Source organism: Serratia sp. YC16 (assembly GCF_009707615.1).
Lineage (GTDB): Bacteria > Pseudomonadota > Gammaproteobacteria > Enterobacterales > Enterobacteriaceae > Serratia > Serratia surfactantfaciens.
Genome location: NZ_WLYN01000003.1, coordinates 374,089 through 391,480, shown reverse-complemented (window position 1 = coordinate 391,480; position 17,392 = coordinate 374,089). Strand labels below are relative to the sequence as shown.

Here is a 17,392-nt window from a genome sequence, read left to right as displayed (position 1 = left end):
GCTTAATCCCCTCGCACCAGCGTAAAGAAGTCCACCCGGCTGGCGGCGATCGCCCGGGCGCGCAGCTGGCGCTGTTCGTGCTGCAGCGCGGCCAGCGGCGCGATCAGCTGTTGTTGCAGGCGTTCGCCGTGTTCCGGCTGTTGCAGCAGCGCATCGGCCAGCGCGCACAGCTCGGCGTGCGCCTTGTCGCGCCCGGCGATATAGCTGTAGCCATAGCCGCCGTTGTCCAGTTGCACCACCGCGCGGGTGACCGTCATGTCCCCCAGCACGAAGCGGCGGCCGGTGGCGCCCATGCGCCCCTGCAGCTGGGCCAGGCCGATCTCCGGCGCGCGGATGCTGCGGTAACCCGGGCTGAGGTTCAGCGCCTGCCAGTGGCTGCGCAGCTGCTCGGGCCGGCTGTGCGCCAGCACCGACATCCAGCGTTGTCTCGACTCTAAGGCGTGCATTCAGTGCTCCATCGTCAGTTCAATCATGTCGGCGCGGGCCAGGCTGACGGAGTATTCCGCCACGTCTTCGCCGCCGCTGCGGACGTTAAGGGTGCGCACGCACAGCAGCGGCGCGTGGGTGGCGATCTCCAGCAGCCGGCTCTCTTTGGCCTGCGCGCGGCGCGCGCTGATGCGCGTCTGGCGGCGGGTCAGCGGCTGCTGGAGGTGCTGTTCGATAAACTGGTGCAGCGAACCGCTGTGGAACTGCTGCAGCGCCGGCCACCACTCCAGATCGGGCAGATAGTGGTCGATCACGCTCATCGGCACGCCGTTGACCCGGCGCAGGGTGCGCAGGTGGATCACCATTTCGCCTTCTTCACGTGAGAGCGCGCTGGCAACATGCCCATTGCACGGGCGCAAGACAGCGAGTAAGCGCTCACTGGTGGGATGGCTGCCCTGCTCGAACAGGTTCTGGCTGAAGCGGGTGTTGGCGTGCAGTGGGTAGTCGTAAGGCCGCATCAGCACCAGAATGCCGACGCCGTGGCGGCGCTGCAGCCAGCCGCGTTCCACCAGCTGATCCACCGCGCGGCGCAGGGTGTGGCGATTGACCTGATAACGCTCGGCCAGCTGCTGTTCCGAAGGCAGGTAGTCGCCGCAGCGGTATTGCGTGCGCAGCTCCTGTTCCAGCTGCGCGGCGATCTGCTGATAGCGGGTGGGATAAGTGGTCGGATGTCTAGATAACTCCATCATAATAAAAACCTCGTCATACCGATGGCTGTGCGATGAAGGCGGAAGCGGTGCGTTTCATCGTGCGTCTACCCTGTGGTTTTCAAGTTGGCATCATGGTGACGGGCGCAGATGACAATCGCGTTACGCCTCGGTGGCGAACAGATGAACTATTTAGGACAGCCCGGGCGTGCACGAGCGGCGGCGGCGCGCTATGCTGGCGCCACTGTTGACTGACTCTGGCCGCTACCATGCCGCAACCTCTGAACGCCCCTGAACACGCCCCACGCGCCTGGCCGCTGTGGAAACCGATCCTGTTTCTGCTGGTGGTGGCCGTCGGCCTCTACTACGTCAAATGGCAGCCTTACTACGGCAAGGCCTTCGTGGCGGCGGACAGCCACTCGATCGGCAAGTCGATCCTGGCCGACGGCGCCGCGAGCCCCTGGCTGGCGGCCTGGCAGTACGCGCTGGTCTACTTCACCGCGGTGTGGAAGGCGGCGCTGCTCGGGGTGCTGTTAGGCTCGCTGGTACAGGTGCTGATCCCGCGCGACTGGCTGGCGCGCACGCTCGGCCACCGGCGTTTTTCCGGCACCGTGCTGGGGGCGCTGATCGCGCTGCCGGGCATGATGTGCACCTGCTGCGCCGCACCGGTTGCCGCCGGCATGCGCCGTCAGTCGGTGTCCAGCGGCGCCGCGCTGGCCTTTTGGCTCGCCAATCCGGTATTGAACCCGGCGACGCTGGTGTTTATGGGGTTTGTGCTCGGTTGGCCGTTCGCCGCCATCCGCCTGGTGGCGGGCGTGGTGATGGTGCTGGGTATCGCCTGGCTGGTGCAGCGCGTGACCGCCAACGATCCGCAACCCGCCGCGCCGCAGCCGCCGCTGATGACGGCGCAGAACGACGAGCAGCCGTTCCTCGCCCGCTGGGGCAAAGCGCTGTGGGCGCTGTTTTGGTCGACCATCCCGATCTACGTGCTGGCGGTACTGGCGCTGGGGGCGGCGCGCGTCTGGCTGTTCCCGCACGCCGACGGCGCCGTCGACAATAGCCTGCTGTGGATCATCGGCCTGGCGATCGTCGGCTGCCTGTTCGTTATCCCCACCGCAGCAGAAATCCCGATCGTACAGACCATGATGCTGGCGGGCATGGGCGCCGGCCCGGCGCTGGCGCTGCTGATGACCCTGCCGGCGGTCAGCCTGCCTTCGCTGCTGATGCTCAACAAAGCCTTCTCCGCCCGGGCGTTGTGCCTGACGGCGGCGCTGGTGGTGCTGTGCGGCGTGCTGACCGGCGTGGTGGGGATGGGGTTGGTGTAACTTACCGTTGCTGATGAGTGGTTCGATGCTGTCTCAAGGGAGGAGATGGCGCCTTTGAACGTTTAAGCACCGGCACAGCGATTTATCTAAGCCATTCGGAGGCAGGAAAACGAATGGCTTTATTCAAAGCGAAGATCCGGGGGCGCTATCGACGAGGGTGTTGAGCTGCGCTAGCTCACAGCTGGACTTACAGTGTCTAGGGGCGCTGTTGGTCGGCTTTGAGCGAGGAATGGACATGCCTCCCTTGCGGTGTAAAAAACTATCTGGTAACAAGGTGGTATTGGTGTATCAGTGGCCGGTATACTTAGGCGCAGCCCCATTTGAAATAATAAAGGATGAAACTTTGAGACTTAATGATGTAATTACTGACTGCATCAATTTTAAATTAAGTGGAACTGCAACGGATAATGTTATTCAATGCTTTGGTGGCAATATACTGAGAAAAGAAAATCCAGTTTTGGCAATTGAAGTTTCGAGCAAAGAAATATTACTTTGGATGATGCAAGGAGCAACGAATGTACATGTTTATATCAGCGCAGGTACTTTTCATGTAAATGCAATGTATGCACCAACTGTCCGCTTTCCAGCAGCCAGAATTTATTTTTTGAAATCAAAAGACCTTTTCTGGTTTGGCCATATTGGTGTTTATCTCGAGCAACACGGAATCAGACTCACTCCAGTAGATGATGCCAGCTTTTCAAAGCTCATTGATGATACGGGGTATGTACAACGTTATAATCCGTGGTACGAAAAAAGGAAATCTGACTCGAGATTATTCGATGGTCTGCTGGGAGGGCGGCTTAAGAATACTGCTGTAGATCAAGCTATATGGCTGTCCTCTGGTGGAAAGTGCTTGGTTTGTGGTGAAAAAACCGATCGCATGGCGACCAGTACTGTTTGGGGGAAGTCAGGCATGATGATTGGTATGCAGCTGTGTTTGACACACGAAGAGGAATCTCAGAAGCAATCAATTCTTCTCAACTATCTCTCGAATCATTTGGGTGGAACAGTTATGTTCTCAAATATGCGTCCACTGACTACTGAAGAAATGCTTGAGCAGACCTGCGAAATACTTAAAGTAAATTTCAAGTGCACTATCATGAAAGTTGTAGGGGAAACTGTAACCGCCCGAAGAACGTCGGGGGTCACCGTAGTAATTAGACACCAATCTCCATCGAATTATGCCTATATAATAATGACCCCTGAAGGAAAACAGTTGTCTAGGGTCGATTCAGCCGATCATCACAAAGTACCTTACGGCCCTGATCATGTACATTCTGATCTGCGCAAATCTACAAAAAATGTCGTCGAGACAAGCTTTACATACGGATATATTTGTCTAGATATGAAACTACTTTTAAAGCTGATCCAAGAAGCTGAAGATAAATTATAAGGTGATCTAATGATGTTTGTAATGTCCGCTCTTGGCTCGCAGCCGATAGGCTGCGTGGCTATCAGGTCCGTTGTGAGCAAGGTGCAGACAGGGGCGGTTGGTTGTTGTATAACGATTTCATTTAGATTGACAGTGTGATGAGAAAGGAAAGATGGGCAAAGAAAACAGAGATGATTTTTCTTCCAAGACTAAGCAAGCTTTAGCTGCAAGAGCGAATTTTAGATGTTCTTTTACAGGCTGTGCCCAGATTACATGTGGACCCAGTAATGAGTCTAGATCTGCGGTGAATAACACCGGCGTTGCTTCTCATATTTATGCTGCAGCTCCTGGCGGCAGGCGATACAAAAGTGATATGACCTCTGAAGAACGTTCCGATATCACTAATGGTATTTGGTTATGCGTAACCCATTCTGTAATGATTGATAGAGATGAAGTAATATTCACTCCCGAAGTATTATTTCAAATGAAAGAGGAACATGAACGTAAGATTCAACATGAACATCTAAAGCTACCGAAAGAAGCCATATCCGAATTGTTTAGGTTAGGTAGTCAATTGATTTTTACTGGAGAATTATTATCAGTTGAACCCACTACATGGAATATAAAAATTGATGAATACATTTCTGGTGATAAGTTTGACATTTTAAATGTGATAAATTGCTTCGACGATCTTACTTATGAAGGGAAATGTATAATTTCGGAATCACTTAGTGATGCCCGTTTACTCACAATTCCCCCTAGAATGGTTTTCACATCTACTGGCCTATTTTTAGAGTTAAAAGTATCACCAAGAACAAAACGAATTAGTGGTCGTAACCTTGGGAGTGATTTGGCTTTAGACGATACTGGTGATCTTCTTATTGAAAATGGTGATATTAAGATCATTTCAGGTATAGATAGACTATCACAGCATCTCATGATCTGCTTATCAACGCAGAAAGGAGAAGTTTACGGACAACCTGAAGTTGGAGTAAACCTTTCTGAATATTATAATTTGTTCAAGTGCACTATTTGGCTTGAGCGGATTTTAAAACTTGAAGTGATTTATCATTCGGCTTTAGGCCCAGAAAACCATTTTCCGGTGGAAAGACAAACCACTCTTGAGTGTATTGATCGAGTAGAGGATTTTTATGTGGTCAGTGACATTTTAGATAAAGATTTCTTTACTGTCTTTATCGGTGTGCAGGTAAAAGATTATGGGCTTTGGGAAGGTGAAGTAAAAATCTATCTTGATAAAAATACTAAATAGTTATCGATTTGACCGACTAGCCTCATAGATTGATAAACATACATATAAATTTACGCCAAAGTCTGTAATTGGCACAAAGCCGCCTATCAGATCAGGTTTAGTTCTGTGCCGTAGCCGTAGCCGTAGCCGTAGCCGTAGCCGTAGCCGCAGCTGTGCCAGGCCTACTTTGGATTAACACGTGTCGAGACACGTACCGCCAGCTCATCGCAACCTATGCACCACCTGGTTGCTGCTGCCGCGCCAGATCAGCGCCGGGTCTTTCAAATCCTGCACGAACTTGCCGTCGATCAGCACGTTGATCCTGTCCACCACCTGCATTTGCTGTGCGTCCAGCTCTGCCAGCCGGTAGCCGGTCCACAGCCAGATATCCTTGCCGGGGCACTCGGCGCGCACCCGTTTCACCAGCGTTAAGATGCTCGGCACGTTGGCCGGGTGCAGCGGATCGCCGCCGGAGAGCGACAGCCCCTGGCGCGGCACGCGCGTATCGTTCAGATCGGCGATGATGCGGTCTTCCAGCGCCGGGGTAAACGGCTGGCCGGAGTTGAGCCGCCAGGTGCTTTTGTTGTAGCAGCCGGGGCACTGGTGCACGCAGCCGGCGACAAACAGCGTGCAGCGGGTGCCGGGGCCGTTGACGACGTCGATTGGGTAATACTGGTGATAATTCATGTGAGGCCTGCCCATCAGGCTATTTTACTGGCCATTTTGCCTCCGGGCAGTGCTGCCAATCCTCACGTACTGCGTGTACGCTGCGGTTGGTGCGCGCTGGCCGAAGGCAAGCTGGCTGCGACAATCACGCCTGATGAACAGGCTTCTGCATAGGCAGCGCGGCGTTTCTCAGCCGAGCTGCCCATTACCGAGGTGTTTTACCCGGCGTTTCACCTCTTCCTGCTTGCCGGCGTTGAACGGCCGGGCATCGGGGCTGCCGAGATAGCCGCACACCCGGCGAGTGACCGAGACCTTGGCCGAGTCGTGGTTGCCGCATTTCGGGCAGGTGAAGCCTTTGCTGGTGCAGGAGAATTCACCGGTGAAGCCGCATTCGTAGCACTCGTCGATCGGCGTGTTGGTGCCGTAGTAAGGCACCCGGCTGTAGCTGTAGTCCCACACGTCTTCCAGCGCCTTCAGGTTGTGCTGCAGGTTCGGGTATTCGCCGTAGCAGATGAAGCCGCCGCTGGCCAACGGCGGGTAGGGCGCTTCGAAGTCCAGCTTGTCGTACGGATTGACCTTCTTCTCCACGTCGAGGTGGAAGCTGTTGGTGTAATAGCCCTTGTCGGTGACGCCCGGCACCACGCCGAAATCGGCGGTGTCCAGCCGGCAGAAGCGATCGCACAGGTTCTCGCTCGGCGTGCTGTAGAGGCTGAAGCCGTAGCCGGTCTCGTCTTTCCAGGCGTCGACGGCGGCGCGCAGCCGCGCGACGATCGCCACCGCTTTGGCGCGCAGCGCTTCGTCGTCATACACGTGGTTTTCGCCGCCGAACAGCGCGTTGATGGTCTCGTGCAGGCCGATATAGCCCAGCGAAATTGAAGCGCGACCGTTCTTGAAGATCTCGGCGATGTTGTCGTCGGCCTTGAGCCGCACGCCGCAGGCGCCTTCCATGTACAAGATTGGCGCCACCCGCGCCTTGATACCTTCCAGCCGGGCGATGCGCGTCATCAGCGCCTTTTTCGCCAGCTGCAGGCGCTGATCCAGCAGCGTCCAGAAGCGCGACTCATCGCCCATCGCCTCCAGCGCGATGCGCGGCAGGTTGAGGCTGATGACGCCGATGTTGTTGCGGCCGTCGTGCACCAGCTCGCCGTCCTGCTCGTAGGTGCCGAGGAAGCTGCGGCAGCCCATCGGCGTTTTGAACGAGCCGGTGACCTTCACTACCTGATCGTAGTTGAGGATATCCGGGTACATGCGCTTGCTGGCACACTCCAGCGCCAGCTGCTTGATGTCGTAGTTCGGATCGCCGTACTGGTGGTTGAGGCCGTCGCGGATGGCGAACACCAGCTTGGGGAACACGGCGGTCTTGCGGTTTTTGCCCAGCCCGGCGATGCGGTTTTTCAATATCGAGCGCTGGATCAGGCGCGACTCCCAGCTGGTGCCGAGGCCGAAGCCGAAGGTGACGAACGGCGTCTGGCCGTTGGCGGTGTGCAGGGTGTTGACCTCGTACTCCAGCGACTGGAAGGCGTCGTAACACTCTTTCTCGGTGCGCGCCATGGCATAGCCTTTGGCGTCCGGGATCTGCCACTCTTCCGCCACCTGCAGGTGTTTGCGGAAGCTCTCGTCGACGAACGGCGCCAGAATTTCATCGATGCGGTTGATGGTGGTGCCGCCATAGATATGGCTGGCGACCTGGGCGATAATCTGCGCGGTCACGGCGGTGGCGGTGGAGATCGACTTCGGCGGCTCAATCTCAGCGTTGCCCATCTTGAAGCCGTTGGTCAGCATGCCTTTCAGATCGATCAGCATGCAGTTGAACATCGGGAAAAACGGCGAGTAGTCGAGATCGTGGTAGTGAATTTCGCCGCGTTCATGGGCCAGCACCACGTCGCGCGGCAGGATGTGCTGCTTGGCGTAGTGTTTGGCGACGATGCCCGCCAGCAGGTCGCGCTGGGTGGGGATCACCTTGCTGTCCTTATTGGCGTTTTCGTTCAGCAGCGCGCGGTTGCTCTGCTCGACCAGGCCGCGAATCTCCTGGTTCAGGCGGCCGCGCAGCTCGCGCGCCACGTCGCGATCGTGGCGGTATTCGATATAGGCGCGCGCCAGCTGTTTGTACTCGCCGGCCATCAGCTGGTTTTCCACCGCCTGCTGGATCTCGTGGATATCGACGCGCGGCTGTTGCTGCATGCGCTGAGCGACCACGCGGGCGACGGTGGCGCAGTAGTCGGCGTCGACTACGCCCACCGCCAGCGCGGCGCGCTCGATGGCCTGCGCGATGCGCGCTTCGTCAAAAGGTACCTGGCAACCGTCCCGCTTAATCACTACTGGTTTCACGTTGTACTCCTTGTTCCCCGAGGGAGCGTTCATACCCGCCTGACGCGGCGAGCAACCGTCAAATTTCGCTTATCCACAGGGCAAAGCCGCAGCGCGCAAGGGCTGTGGCGACGTGTGGATGATTTTGTGGATAACTACTATATATAGGTGTTCACAATTCTTAATGCACTATATATAGATATTGGCGCGATTCTTTTGATGTAGAACAAGGAAAACGGAAGAGCGTGTGCAAGCTGAACAGACGTCAATCGCCCGCCGGCCGATCGCGAAAATGTTCCAGCAGAAAATCGACCCAGGCGCGCACCCGCGGCGGCAGATCCGCCGAAGCGTAATAGAGCCACAGCTGCACCGGGCGCGGCCAGCATTGCGCCAGCACCGGCCGCAGCGTGCCTTGCTCGAAGTGCTTTTCAACGTACCAGCGCGCCAGGTTGACGATGCCGAGCCCGGCCAGCGCCGCATCCAGCAACATCTCCGGCCGGCTGACCACCAGCCGGCCGTTCAGATCCAGCGCCAGGGTTTCGCCCTGATGGCGCAGCTGCCATTTGACGTGGCGGCCGTTGCCCGGGTTGCGGTGCAGCAGGCAGTCGTGGCGCAGCAGATCGTGCGGCGTTTGCGGCTCACCACGCTGCGCCAGATAGTCGGGCGAGGCCGCTAGCACCATGTGCATCGGGTAGAGCGGGCGGGCTACCAGCCGGCTGTCGGGATCGACCCGGCTGCCGATGCCGACGTCGAAGCCTTCGCCCACCAGGTTCACCACCCGGGCGTCCAGCGACAGATCGAGATCGATCTGCGGATAGCGCGCCAGAAATTGCGGGATCAATGGCATCAGCATCTGGCGGCCGAAGCCGGGGATCATACTGACGCGCACCACCCCGGCCGGCGCCTGCCGTTCGCCGCCGGCGCTCTCCAGCGTGGCCGCCAACGCCTGCCACAGCGGCGCCACCTGCGCCAGCAGCGCTTTGCCCTCGTCGGTCAGCAGCACATTGTGGGTGTTGCGCTGGAACAGCCGCAGCGCCAGCTTCTCTTCCAGCGCGCGGATGTTTTTGCTGACCGCCGCCGGCGTCACGCCCAGCTGGCGAGCGGCGGCGGAGAAATTTTGCGCCTGTGCGGCGGCGAGGAAGGCCGGCAGCAGGCGGTGCACGTCAAAGGGCAGCGACATAGTGGTTGATACTTTTGGTTGAAATTGAAGTGACCTTTAACAGCCTACACCCGAAGCGGCAGAAATGGAAAAATGCCCTCATCTTCTTATGACCGAGGAATCGTTATGTCGCGCATTTTAGTGTTAACCGCCCACCGCACCCCCGACGAGTCGCGCATCAACAAAGCGCTGATCGCGGCGCTGAGTCCGTTGCCCAACGTTACCGTTCACGAACTGATCCGCGCTTACCCGGATTACCGCATCGACGTGGCGCGCGAGCAGGAACTGCTGCAGAGCCATGATGCGGTAGTGATGTTGTTCCCGTTTTATTGGTACAGTTCGCCGGCGATCCTCAGCGAATGGCAGGATGCGGTATTAACCTACGGTTTCGCCTACGGCAGCGAAGGCACCCAGCTGCACGGCAAGCCGCTGCAGCTGGTGGTGAGCACCGGCGGCAACGCGCAGGCCTATACGGCGGAAGGATACAACCGTTATCCGGTGCAGGATCTGCTGCTGCCGTTCCACGCCATGGCCAACCTGACCGGCATGGATTACCTGCCGCCGCATCTGGTGCAGGGCGTATTCGACATGAGCGATGAACGCCTGGCGCAAGAGGCCGCCGGGGTGGTGGCGTTGCTGGGGAAATTGTAGGGCGCAGCGCTCGCCGCGCCCTGCGGGGTTAGTCTTCGAGCAGCCACCACACCGCTTCGAACGGCCGCAGCGTCAGCGCCTGCGGCTGGTCTGCCGAGTCGCTGTAGTTGCTCATCAGCGGGCGCCACTGGGCGGAAGGCTCCACGCCCGCCGCCGCCCAGGCCTGCGGCTCGCGGCTCAGGTTGGCCACCACCAGCAGGCGCTGGCCGTTCCAGCTGCGCTGATAGCACCACAGTGCCGGGTGTTCCGGCGCCAGATCCTGATAGTCGCCGTGGGTCAGCAGCGGGTACTGCTTGCGCAGGGTGATCAGCTGGCGGTAGGCGTAAAACACCGAGTCGAGGTCGGCCAGCGCCGCTTCGGCGTTGATCTGCGGGTAGTTCTCGGCGCAGCCGATCCACGGCGTGCCGGTGGTGAAACCGGCGTGCGGCGCGGCGCTCCATTGCATCGGCGTGCGGCCGTTGTCGCGCGATTTGTCGGCCAGGATCGCCAGCAGTTCGGCATCGCTGCGGCCCTGAGCGCTCAGTTCGGCGTACATGTTCAGGCTTTCCACGTCGCGATACTGTTCAATGGCGCGGAAGCCGGGGTTGGTCATGCCGATCTCTTCACCCTGGTAGATATAAGGCGTGCCCTGCATGCCGTGCAGCACCATCGCCAGCATTTTGGCGGCCGGCAGCCGCAGTGCGCCTTCATCGCCGAAGCGCGACACGATGCGCGGCTGATCGTGGTTGCACCAGAACAGCGCGTTCCAGGCGCGGTTGTGCATTCCTTGCTGCCAGTGGCGGAAGATCTGCTTCAGCTCCACATAATCCGGCGCCGCCCGCGTCCATTTTTCGCCGCCGGCGTAGTCCACCTTCAGGTGGTGGAAGTTGAAGGTCATCGACAGCTCTTCGCCGCTCTGTGCCGCGTATTGCTGGCAATGCTCGAGCGTGGTGGAGGACATCTCGCCCACCGTCATCAGGCCGCGCGGCTGGAACACGTCGCGGCTCATCTCCTGCAAGAACTCGTGGATGCGCGGGCCGTCGGTGTAGAAGCGGCGGCCGTCGCCCTGGCTGTCGGACGGGAAGTCCTGCTGTTTGGACACCAGGTTGATCACATCGAGGCGCAGGCCGTCGACGCCTTTGTCCGCCCAGAACTGACACACTTTCTTCAGCTCTTCGCGCACCGGCGGGTGTTCCCAGTTGAGATCCGCCTGCTCGGCGGCGAACAGGTGCAGGTAGTACTGGCCGCTGTCGGCGTGCCACTGCCAGGCGTTGCCGCCAAATTTGGAACGCCAGTTGTTCGGCGGCGTATCCCCCTCGCCGTCGCGCCAGACGTAGAACTGGCGATACGGGCTGTGGCGATCCTGTGCGGCCTTGAACCACGGATGCTCGGTCGAGGTGTGGTTGAACACCATGTCCATCACGATGCGGATACCGCGCCGGTGGGCAGCGGCGACCAACTGCTCGAAGTCCGCCATGGTGCCGTAAGCCGGATCGATGGCGCAGTAGTCCGCCACGTCATAGCCATTGTCCACCTGTGGCGATACGTAGACCGGCGTCAGCCAGATGGCGTCGACGCCCAGTTCCTGCAGATAGTCCAGCCGCCGCGTCACGCCGGCCAAATCGCCGTAGCCGTTGCCGGTGCTGTCCTGAAAACTCTTCGGATAAATTTGGTAGATGACGCCGTTCTGCCACCAGGGGGTTGGGTTGCTCATAGCTGTATACCTTTGAATCGTGACAACGAGCCTGCGCGAGCAGGCTCCTACATTCATATTGCGTCAATTAAACCGGCAGCTCGCCGCGGGCGGCCTTGCGTTTGTAGACCATGATGGTCAGCACCAGCGGGATGACGATCGCTACCAGAATTGCCAGCGAGTAAATCAGCCAGAACTGCGGTTTGATAGACAGGATGCCCGGCAGGCCGCCGACGCCGATGCCGTTGGCCATCACGCCGTCCAGGCCGCAGATAAGGCCGGCGAGGGCGGAGCCGATCATCGCGCACAGCATCGGGAAGCGGTATTTGAGGTTGATGCCGTACATCGCCGGTTCGGTCACGCCGAGATAGGCGGAGATCGCCGCCGGCACCGAGATTTCACGCTCGTTGGCCTTGCGGCTGATGATGATGATGCCGAGCACCGCCGAAGCCTGCGCGATGTTGGACAGCGCAATCAACGGCCATACCGGGGTGCCGCCCATGCTCTGGATCATCTGCATGTCGATGGCCAGCGTGGTCTGGTGCACGCCGGTGATCACCAGCGGCGCATACAGGAAGCCGAACAGCGCAGCACCCACCGGCGCGAAGCTGCCGGTCATCACCGCTTTCACCGCCCAGGCGACGCCGTCGCCGATCATGCGGCCGAACGGCCCGATCAGCGCGTGCGCCAGGAACACCGCCAGCAGCAGCGAGACCACCGGCACCACCACCAGATAGAGATAGTCGGGGACGATCTTTTTCAGCCGGGTTTCGATCCAGCCCAGCGCCATCCCCGCCAGGATCGACGGGATCACCTGCGCCTGATAGCCCACTTTCTGGATCACGAACCAGCCGAAGTTCCACACTTCCGGCGTTTGCTGGCCGAGCAGGTAGGAGTTCATCAGCTGCGGCGACACCAGGGTCACGCCCAGCACGATGCCGAGCACCGGCGTGCCGCCCATCTTTTTCACCGTCGACCAACAGATGGCCACCGGCAGGAACATGAAGATCGCTTCACCCAGCAGCCACAGGAAGTCGTAAACGGTCTTCCACGCCGGGTGCATCTGCGCCAGCGTTTGGCCGCCGGACATCGGGATGTCGCCGATCACGTTGCGGAAGCCGAGGATCAGACCGCCGCTGATCAGCGCCGGCAGCAGCGGGAAGAAGATCTCGGCGAAGTGGGAGATGGTGCGCTCGGTCCAGGTCATGTTCTGGCGTGCCGCCACCTTGGCCTGTTCCTTGTCGGCCTCGTTGACGCCGGTGCTGGCGATCAGCGCCTGATAGTAGTCGCCGACGTCGGTGCCGATCACCACTTGGAACTGCCCGGCGTTGGTGAAGCAGCCTTTGACCATCGGCAGCTCTTCGATTTCCTTTGGGCTGGCCTTGCTGGGGTCATTGAGGACGAAACGCAGCCGGGTAATGCAATGGCTGACGGTGGCGATGTTCTCGCGGCCGCCGACCAAAACAATCAGGCGATCAATATCCTGCTGTTTTACTTTGCTCATTATGGGATACCTGCAGAGGTGTTGACTGAGTAATGATCAAAGCTTAGCCACTCGGCTTTTTGAATGAAATGGGAACGTTCCCAGTTTGGGGCGAGGATCACAAAATGACAAAAAATGGTCAACTTCCAAGCAGATCGTCAGGACAGTTTGCTGGGCACCACCAGGCGGCGGATCCCCTGTTCGCCGCTGAGCTGCGCCAGCAGCTGCTGCGCTGCCAGCAGGCCGGCGCTGCCGTAGCCGAACTCGACAGACAGGGTATCGGGGAACAGGAAGCTGAGCAGCGGGGTATTGCCGATGGCGCACACCTGAATGGCGCGCGCCGGTTGCTGCTGCAGGTATTTGATCGCGCCGAGGGCGATGCTGTCGGAGGCGCAGATCAGCGCGCTGGTGTGCGCATCGATCACTTCGGCGGCGTGCTGGAAACCGCTCTGGTAACTCAGCTCGCCCAGCGTGGCGCGCGGCGTGAGCTTGAGGCGTTCACAGGCGTCGAGATAGGCCTGGTAGCGGCGCTGGCCGGTGGTGGCGTCGCTGAGCTGCACCCCCAGATAGCCGATATGCCGATGCCCCTGCCGGTACAGACGATCCATCAGCAGGTTCACCGCGCCGGCGTCGTCGTAGCAGACGGACGAGAAGCCGTCGTATTCGCGCACCATCACCACCATTTTTTCCTGCCATGGTTTGAGCATCGCCGCGGTCAGGCCGGTGAAACCGAACAGGATCACGCCGTCGACGTTGCGCTGGTGCAGCACGTGCAGGTGCTCCTGCACCAGGCGGGTTTCGAACTGGCTCTCCATCACGATCGGGTCGAAGCCCTGCTGATACAGCAGCGGCAGCATGGTGCGCACCGCCTGGTTTTCCGACGGCGAATCGAGACGGGAAACGATGATGCCCACCACCTTGTCGCTTTGGCCACGCATGGCGCGCGCCGACTTGGAGGGGGTAAACCCTTGCTGACGGATCACCGCTTCCACCCGTTCACGGGTTTGCGGGCTCACGCTGCCTTCATTGTTCAGCACGCGTGAGACGGTGGATTTGCCTACGCCGCTCAGGCGTGCGATGTCCTTGATGGTCAGCCGGTTTTGCATGGTTTACTTGTCGTTTAGGTTGTAAGGCGTAAATTGACGGCCAATAATGAATGCCCGTCAGCATAGCTCATTTTCCGACGCGGATCTTGATGCAAAACGGGATTGTGACATTGCGATGAACGGCCGCTCATGCCGCTCTGTTTTTCCCTTTACCGGAGGTTATACCCCATATGGACCCCGACCCGACTGCTTTAGACACTCACTCGGTTCTCCGGTAAAACCTCTCCGCCTGGCGCTGCTGTTTTACCGGTGAAGTACATCACGGTAACCGGTGGCGCGCGCTTCGTCGTTCGCTCCTGCTGCTGAAAAAAGAATAAGGATCTGCATTGGCAGAGGCTTTTTGGCGTGCCCGCCATCCGCCCGGCCGATGACGATCCCCGTTTACCCGCTGCCGTGAGGCACCGGGCGACGAGGTGCGAACCATGAAACTGAAAAAACTCCCCCGTCAGCTGCTGGGCCTGTTCGCCCGCGGCCTTCCGCGCCGTTTGGTGCACCGCGACAGCCTGCTGGACAGCGTCAGCGGCGCTGCGCGCGATATGCCGGCCGGCCTGGCGCAGCAGCGACTGGAATGCGCCGCCGCAGAGACGATGCAGCTGTTTGAGCGTTTTCACAGCCACCCGGAAGGTATCACCGCCCATGAGGCGGAACAGGTGCGCCAGCGCTGCGGCGAGAACGTCATCGACGATCAGCAGAAAGAGGCCTGGTGGCAACACCTCTGGCACTGCTACCGCAACCCGTTCAACCTGCTGCTGACCGCGCTCGGCATGATCTCTTACGCCACCGAAGATCTCACCGGCGCGTTGGTGATCGCGCTGATGGTGCTGATCTCCACGCTGCTGAACTTCATCCAGGAGGCGCGCTCCAACCGGGCGGCCGATGCGCTGAAAGCGATGGTGAGCAACACCGCCACGGTGATCCGCAGCGATGCGCTCACCGGCAGGAGCGAGCATGTGGAGCTGCCGATCGCGCAGCTGGTGCCGGGCGATATCATCAAGCTGGCGGCCGGCGACATGATCCCAGCGGATCTGCGCGTGCTGTCGGCCAAGGATCTGTTCATCAGCCAGGCGGCGCTGACCGGCGAATCGTTGCCGGTGGAGAAATCTGCGGCGCCGCAGACGCTGGCGGCCGATCCGCTCGATTGCCAGAACCTGTGCTTCATGGGCACCAACGTGGTCAGCGGCACCGCGCTGGCGATGGTGATCGGCACCGGCGGCAGCACCTATTTCGGCCAGCTGGCGCAGCGCGTCACCAGCCAGGATGAACAGCCGAACGCCTTCCAGAGCGGTATCAGCAAGGTCAGCTGGCTGCTGATCCGCTTTATGCTGGTAATGACGCCGATCGTGCTGCTGATCAACGGCTACACCAAGGGCGACTGGTGGGAAGCGGCGCTGTTCGCGCTGTCGGTGGCGGTCGGGCTGACGCCGGAAATGCTGCCGATGATCGTCACCTCGACGCTGGCCAAAGGGGCGGTGAAGCTGTCGCGCCAGAAGGTGATCGTCAAACGACTGGACGCCATCCAGAACTTCGGCGCCATGGATATTCTGTGCACCGACAAGACCGGCACCCTGACCCAGGACAAGATCGTGCTGGAGCGCCACACCGACGTGTTCGGCGCCAGCAGCGAGCGGGTGCTGCGCTACGCCTGGCTGAACAGCTTCTACCAGACCGGGCTGAAAAACCTGCTCGACGTGGCGGTGCTGAGCTGCGCGGAGCAAAATCAGCAGCCGGAGGCGCTGCAGCACTACCGCAAGGTGGATGAGATCCCGTTCGACTTCGTGCGCCGCCGCATGTCGGTGGTGGTGGCCAAAGACAACGAGTATCACGAGCTGGTGTGCAAGGGCGCGCTGGAAGAGATGTTGGCGATTTGCAGCCACGTGCGCCACGAAGACGAGGTGATCCCGCTCAGCGAGGCGCTGCTGGCACGCATTCGCCGCATCACCGACGATCTCAACCAGCAGGGGCTGCGGGTGGTGGCGGTGGCCAACAAGATCCTGCCGGCACAAACCCATGAATACGGCGTGGCGGATGAATCGGACCTGATCCTCGAAGGTTACGTCGCCTTCCTCGATCCGCCGAAGGAGAGCACCGCGCCGGCGCTGGCGGCGCTGAAACAGAACGGCGTCACGGTGAAGATCCTCACCGGCGACAACGAGCTGGTGGCGGCCAAAGTGTGCCGGGACGTCGGGCTGGCGGCCGATCACCTGCTGCGCGGCAGCGAGATCGAGCTGATGGACGACGAGCAGCTGGCGCAGGCGGCGGCGCGCACCACGGTGTTCGCCAAGCTGACGCCGCTGCACAAAGAGCGCATCGTCAAACTGCTGCGCCGCCAGGGGCACGTGGTGGGCTTTATGGGCGACGGCATCAACGATGCGCCGGCGCTGCGCGCGGCCGATATCGGCATCTCCGTCGATTCGGCGGTGGACATCGCCAAGGAAGCGGCGGACATCATCCTGCTGGAAAAAAGCCTGATGGTACTGGAGCAGGGGGTGATCGAAGGGCGCCGCACCTTCGCCAACATGCTGAAATACATCAAGATGACTGCCAGCTCCAACTTCGGTAACGTGTTCAGCGTGCTGATTGCCAGCGCCTTCCTGCCGTTCCTGCCGATGTTGCCGCTGCACCTGTTGATTCAGAACCTGATGTACGACATCTCACAGATCGCCATCCCGTTCGATAACGTCGACGACGATCAGATCACCCAGCCGCAGCGCTGGAACTCCGCCGATCTGGGGCGATTTATGGTGTTCTTTGGGCCGATCAGTTCAATCTTCGACGTGCTGACCTTCAGCCTGATGTGGTGGGTATTCAAGGCCAATACGCCGGAAATGCAGACGCTGTTCCAGTCCGGCTGGTTCGTTGAAGGGCTGCTGTCGCAAACGCTGATCGTGCACATGATCCGCACGCGCAAAATTCCGTTTATCCAGAGCCGCCCGTCCTGGCCGCTGTGCATCATGACGCTGGCGGTGATCGCCACCGGCATCGGCCTGGTGTTCTCGCCGCTGGCCGGCTTCCTGCAGCTGCAGGCGCTGCCGCTCGGCTACTTCCCGTGGCTGGTGCTGATCCTCGCCGGTTACATGGTGCTGACCCAGTGCGTGAAAGGCTGGTTCGTGCGCCGCTACGGCTGGCAATAACCCGTTCGCCCCCTCCGGCCGGGAGGGGGCAATTGTGATCCCGTCCGCTTTTTCACCGCAACGGTTGGACATCTGTTCTGTGCTGAGTCTTTATCTACAGCGTTGGCTGTTTTCCCCTGCGCCTTTCAAGCCACCGCG

Annotated in this window: 13 protein-coding genes; 5 read left to right on the top strand and 8 right to left on the bottom strand. The window is 59.7% G+C overall.

All coding sequences use genetic code 11. From position 1 onward, the window contains the following. Positions 1-2 precede the first annotated feature (2 nt). Both phnG and phnF read right to left on the bottom strand, forming a co-directional pair. Entirely contained in the window at positions 3-446 is a 444-nt protein-coding gene (phnG, locus tag GKN89_RS13695; protein WP_016929298.1) for a phosphonate C-P lyase system protein PhnG, read from the bottom strand. After that, positions 447-1,175 (bottom strand): phosphonate metabolism transcriptional regulator PhnF, encoded by a 729-nt coding sequence (gene phnF, locus GKN89_RS13690; RefSeq protein WP_047025109.1) that lies wholly within the window; start codon positions 1,173-1,175, stop codon positions 447-449. A 227-nt stretch (positions 1,176-1,402) separates the two neighbouring features. On the opposite strand from phnF, the gene GKN89_RS13685 reads away from it, so the two are divergent. The 3 genes from GKN89_RS13685 (at position 1,403) to GKN89_RS13675 (ending at position 5,100) form a co-directional block, all read left to right on the top strand. After that, complete coding sequence (locus GKN89_RS13685) at positions 1,403-2,458, top strand: permease (RefSeq protein WP_154747189.1); 1,056 nt, start codon at positions 1,403-1,405, stop codon at positions 2,456-2,458. A 283-nt stretch (positions 2,459-2,741) separates the two neighbouring features. Continuing rightward, positions 2,742-3,851 (top strand): hypothetical protein, encoded by a 1,110-nt coding sequence (locus GKN89_RS13680; RefSeq protein ID WP_370520207.1) that lies wholly within the window; start codon positions 2,742-2,744, stop codon positions 3,849-3,851. A 151-nt stretch (positions 3,852-4,002) separates the two neighbouring features. After that, positions 4,003-5,100 (top strand): hypothetical protein, encoded by a 1,098-nt coding sequence (locus tag GKN89_RS13675; RefSeq protein ID WP_152903441.1) that lies wholly within the window; start codon positions 4,003-4,005, stop codon positions 5,098-5,100. Between the two features lie 201 nt (positions 5,101-5,301). Here GKN89_RS13675 and nrdG read toward each other — a convergent pair whose 3' ends face one another. The 3 genes from nrdG to GKN89_RS13660 all read right to left on the bottom strand — a co-directional run bounded on the left by nrdG (position 5,302) and on the right by GKN89_RS13660 (position 9,232). Continuing rightward, positions 5,302-5,766: an anaerobic ribonucleoside-triphosphate reductase-activating protein gene (gene nrdG, locus GKN89_RS13670; RefSeq protein ID WP_033636852.1), complete on the bottom strand. Its 465-nt coding sequence runs from the start codon at positions 5,764-5,766 to the stop codon at positions 5,302-5,304. A 168-nt stretch (positions 5,767-5,934) separates the two neighbouring features. Continuing rightward, positions 5,935-8,073, bottom strand: coding sequence for an anaerobic ribonucleoside-triphosphate reductase (nrdD, locus tag GKN89_RS13665; protein ID WP_370520206.1), 2,139 nt, complete (start codon positions 8,071-8,073; stop codon positions 5,935-5,937). Positions 8,074-8,317: 244 nt separating this feature from the next. Then, a complete protein-coding gene (locus GKN89_RS13660; RefSeq protein WP_154747187.1) occupies positions 8,318-9,232 on the bottom strand; it encodes a LysR family transcriptional regulator in 915 nt (304 codons plus the stop codon). Positions 9,233-9,337: 105 nt separating this feature from the next. Here GKN89_RS13660 and GKN89_RS13655 point away from each other — a divergent pair, with 105 nt between their 5' ends. Further along, positions 9,338-9,862 (top strand): NAD(P)H-dependent oxidoreductase, encoded by a 525-nt coding sequence (locus GKN89_RS13655; RefSeq protein ID WP_154747186.1) that lies wholly within the window; start codon positions 9,338-9,340, stop codon positions 9,860-9,862. A gap of 28 nt (positions 9,863-9,890) precedes the next feature. On the opposite strand, the gene treC is transcribed toward GKN89_RS13655, so the two are convergent. The 3 genes from treC to treR form a co-directional block, all read right to left on the bottom strand. Then, on the bottom strand, positions 9,891-11,555 hold the full coding sequence (gene treC / locus GKN89_RS13650; RefSeq protein WP_154747185.1) for an alpha,alpha-phosphotrehalase: 1,665 nt from the start codon (positions 11,553-11,555) through the stop codon (positions 9,891-9,893). Between the two features lie 67 nt (positions 11,556-11,622). Continuing rightward, positions 11,623-13,038: a PTS trehalose transporter subunit IIBC gene (treB, locus tag GKN89_RS13645; protein WP_015376449.1), complete on the bottom strand. Its 1,416-nt coding sequence runs from the start codon at positions 13,036-13,038 to the stop codon at positions 11,623-11,625. Between the two features lie 137 nt (positions 13,039-13,175). Next, the gene (treR, locus tag GKN89_RS13640) at positions 13,176-14,123 is read right to left on the bottom strand and encodes a trehalose operon repressor TreR (protein ID WP_019453303.1); all 948 of its coding nucleotides are present in this window, start codon (positions 14,121-14,123) and stop codon (positions 13,176-13,178) included. 422 nt (positions 14,124-14,545) lie between these two features. Here treR and mgtA point away from each other — a divergent pair, with 422 nt between their 5' ends. After that, complete coding sequence (mgtA, locus tag GKN89_RS13635) at positions 14,546-17,254, top strand: magnesium-translocating P-type ATPase (RefSeq protein ID WP_154747184.1); 2,709 nt, start codon at positions 14,546-14,548, stop codon at positions 17,252-17,254. Positions 17,255-17,392: the final 138 nt, after the last annotated feature.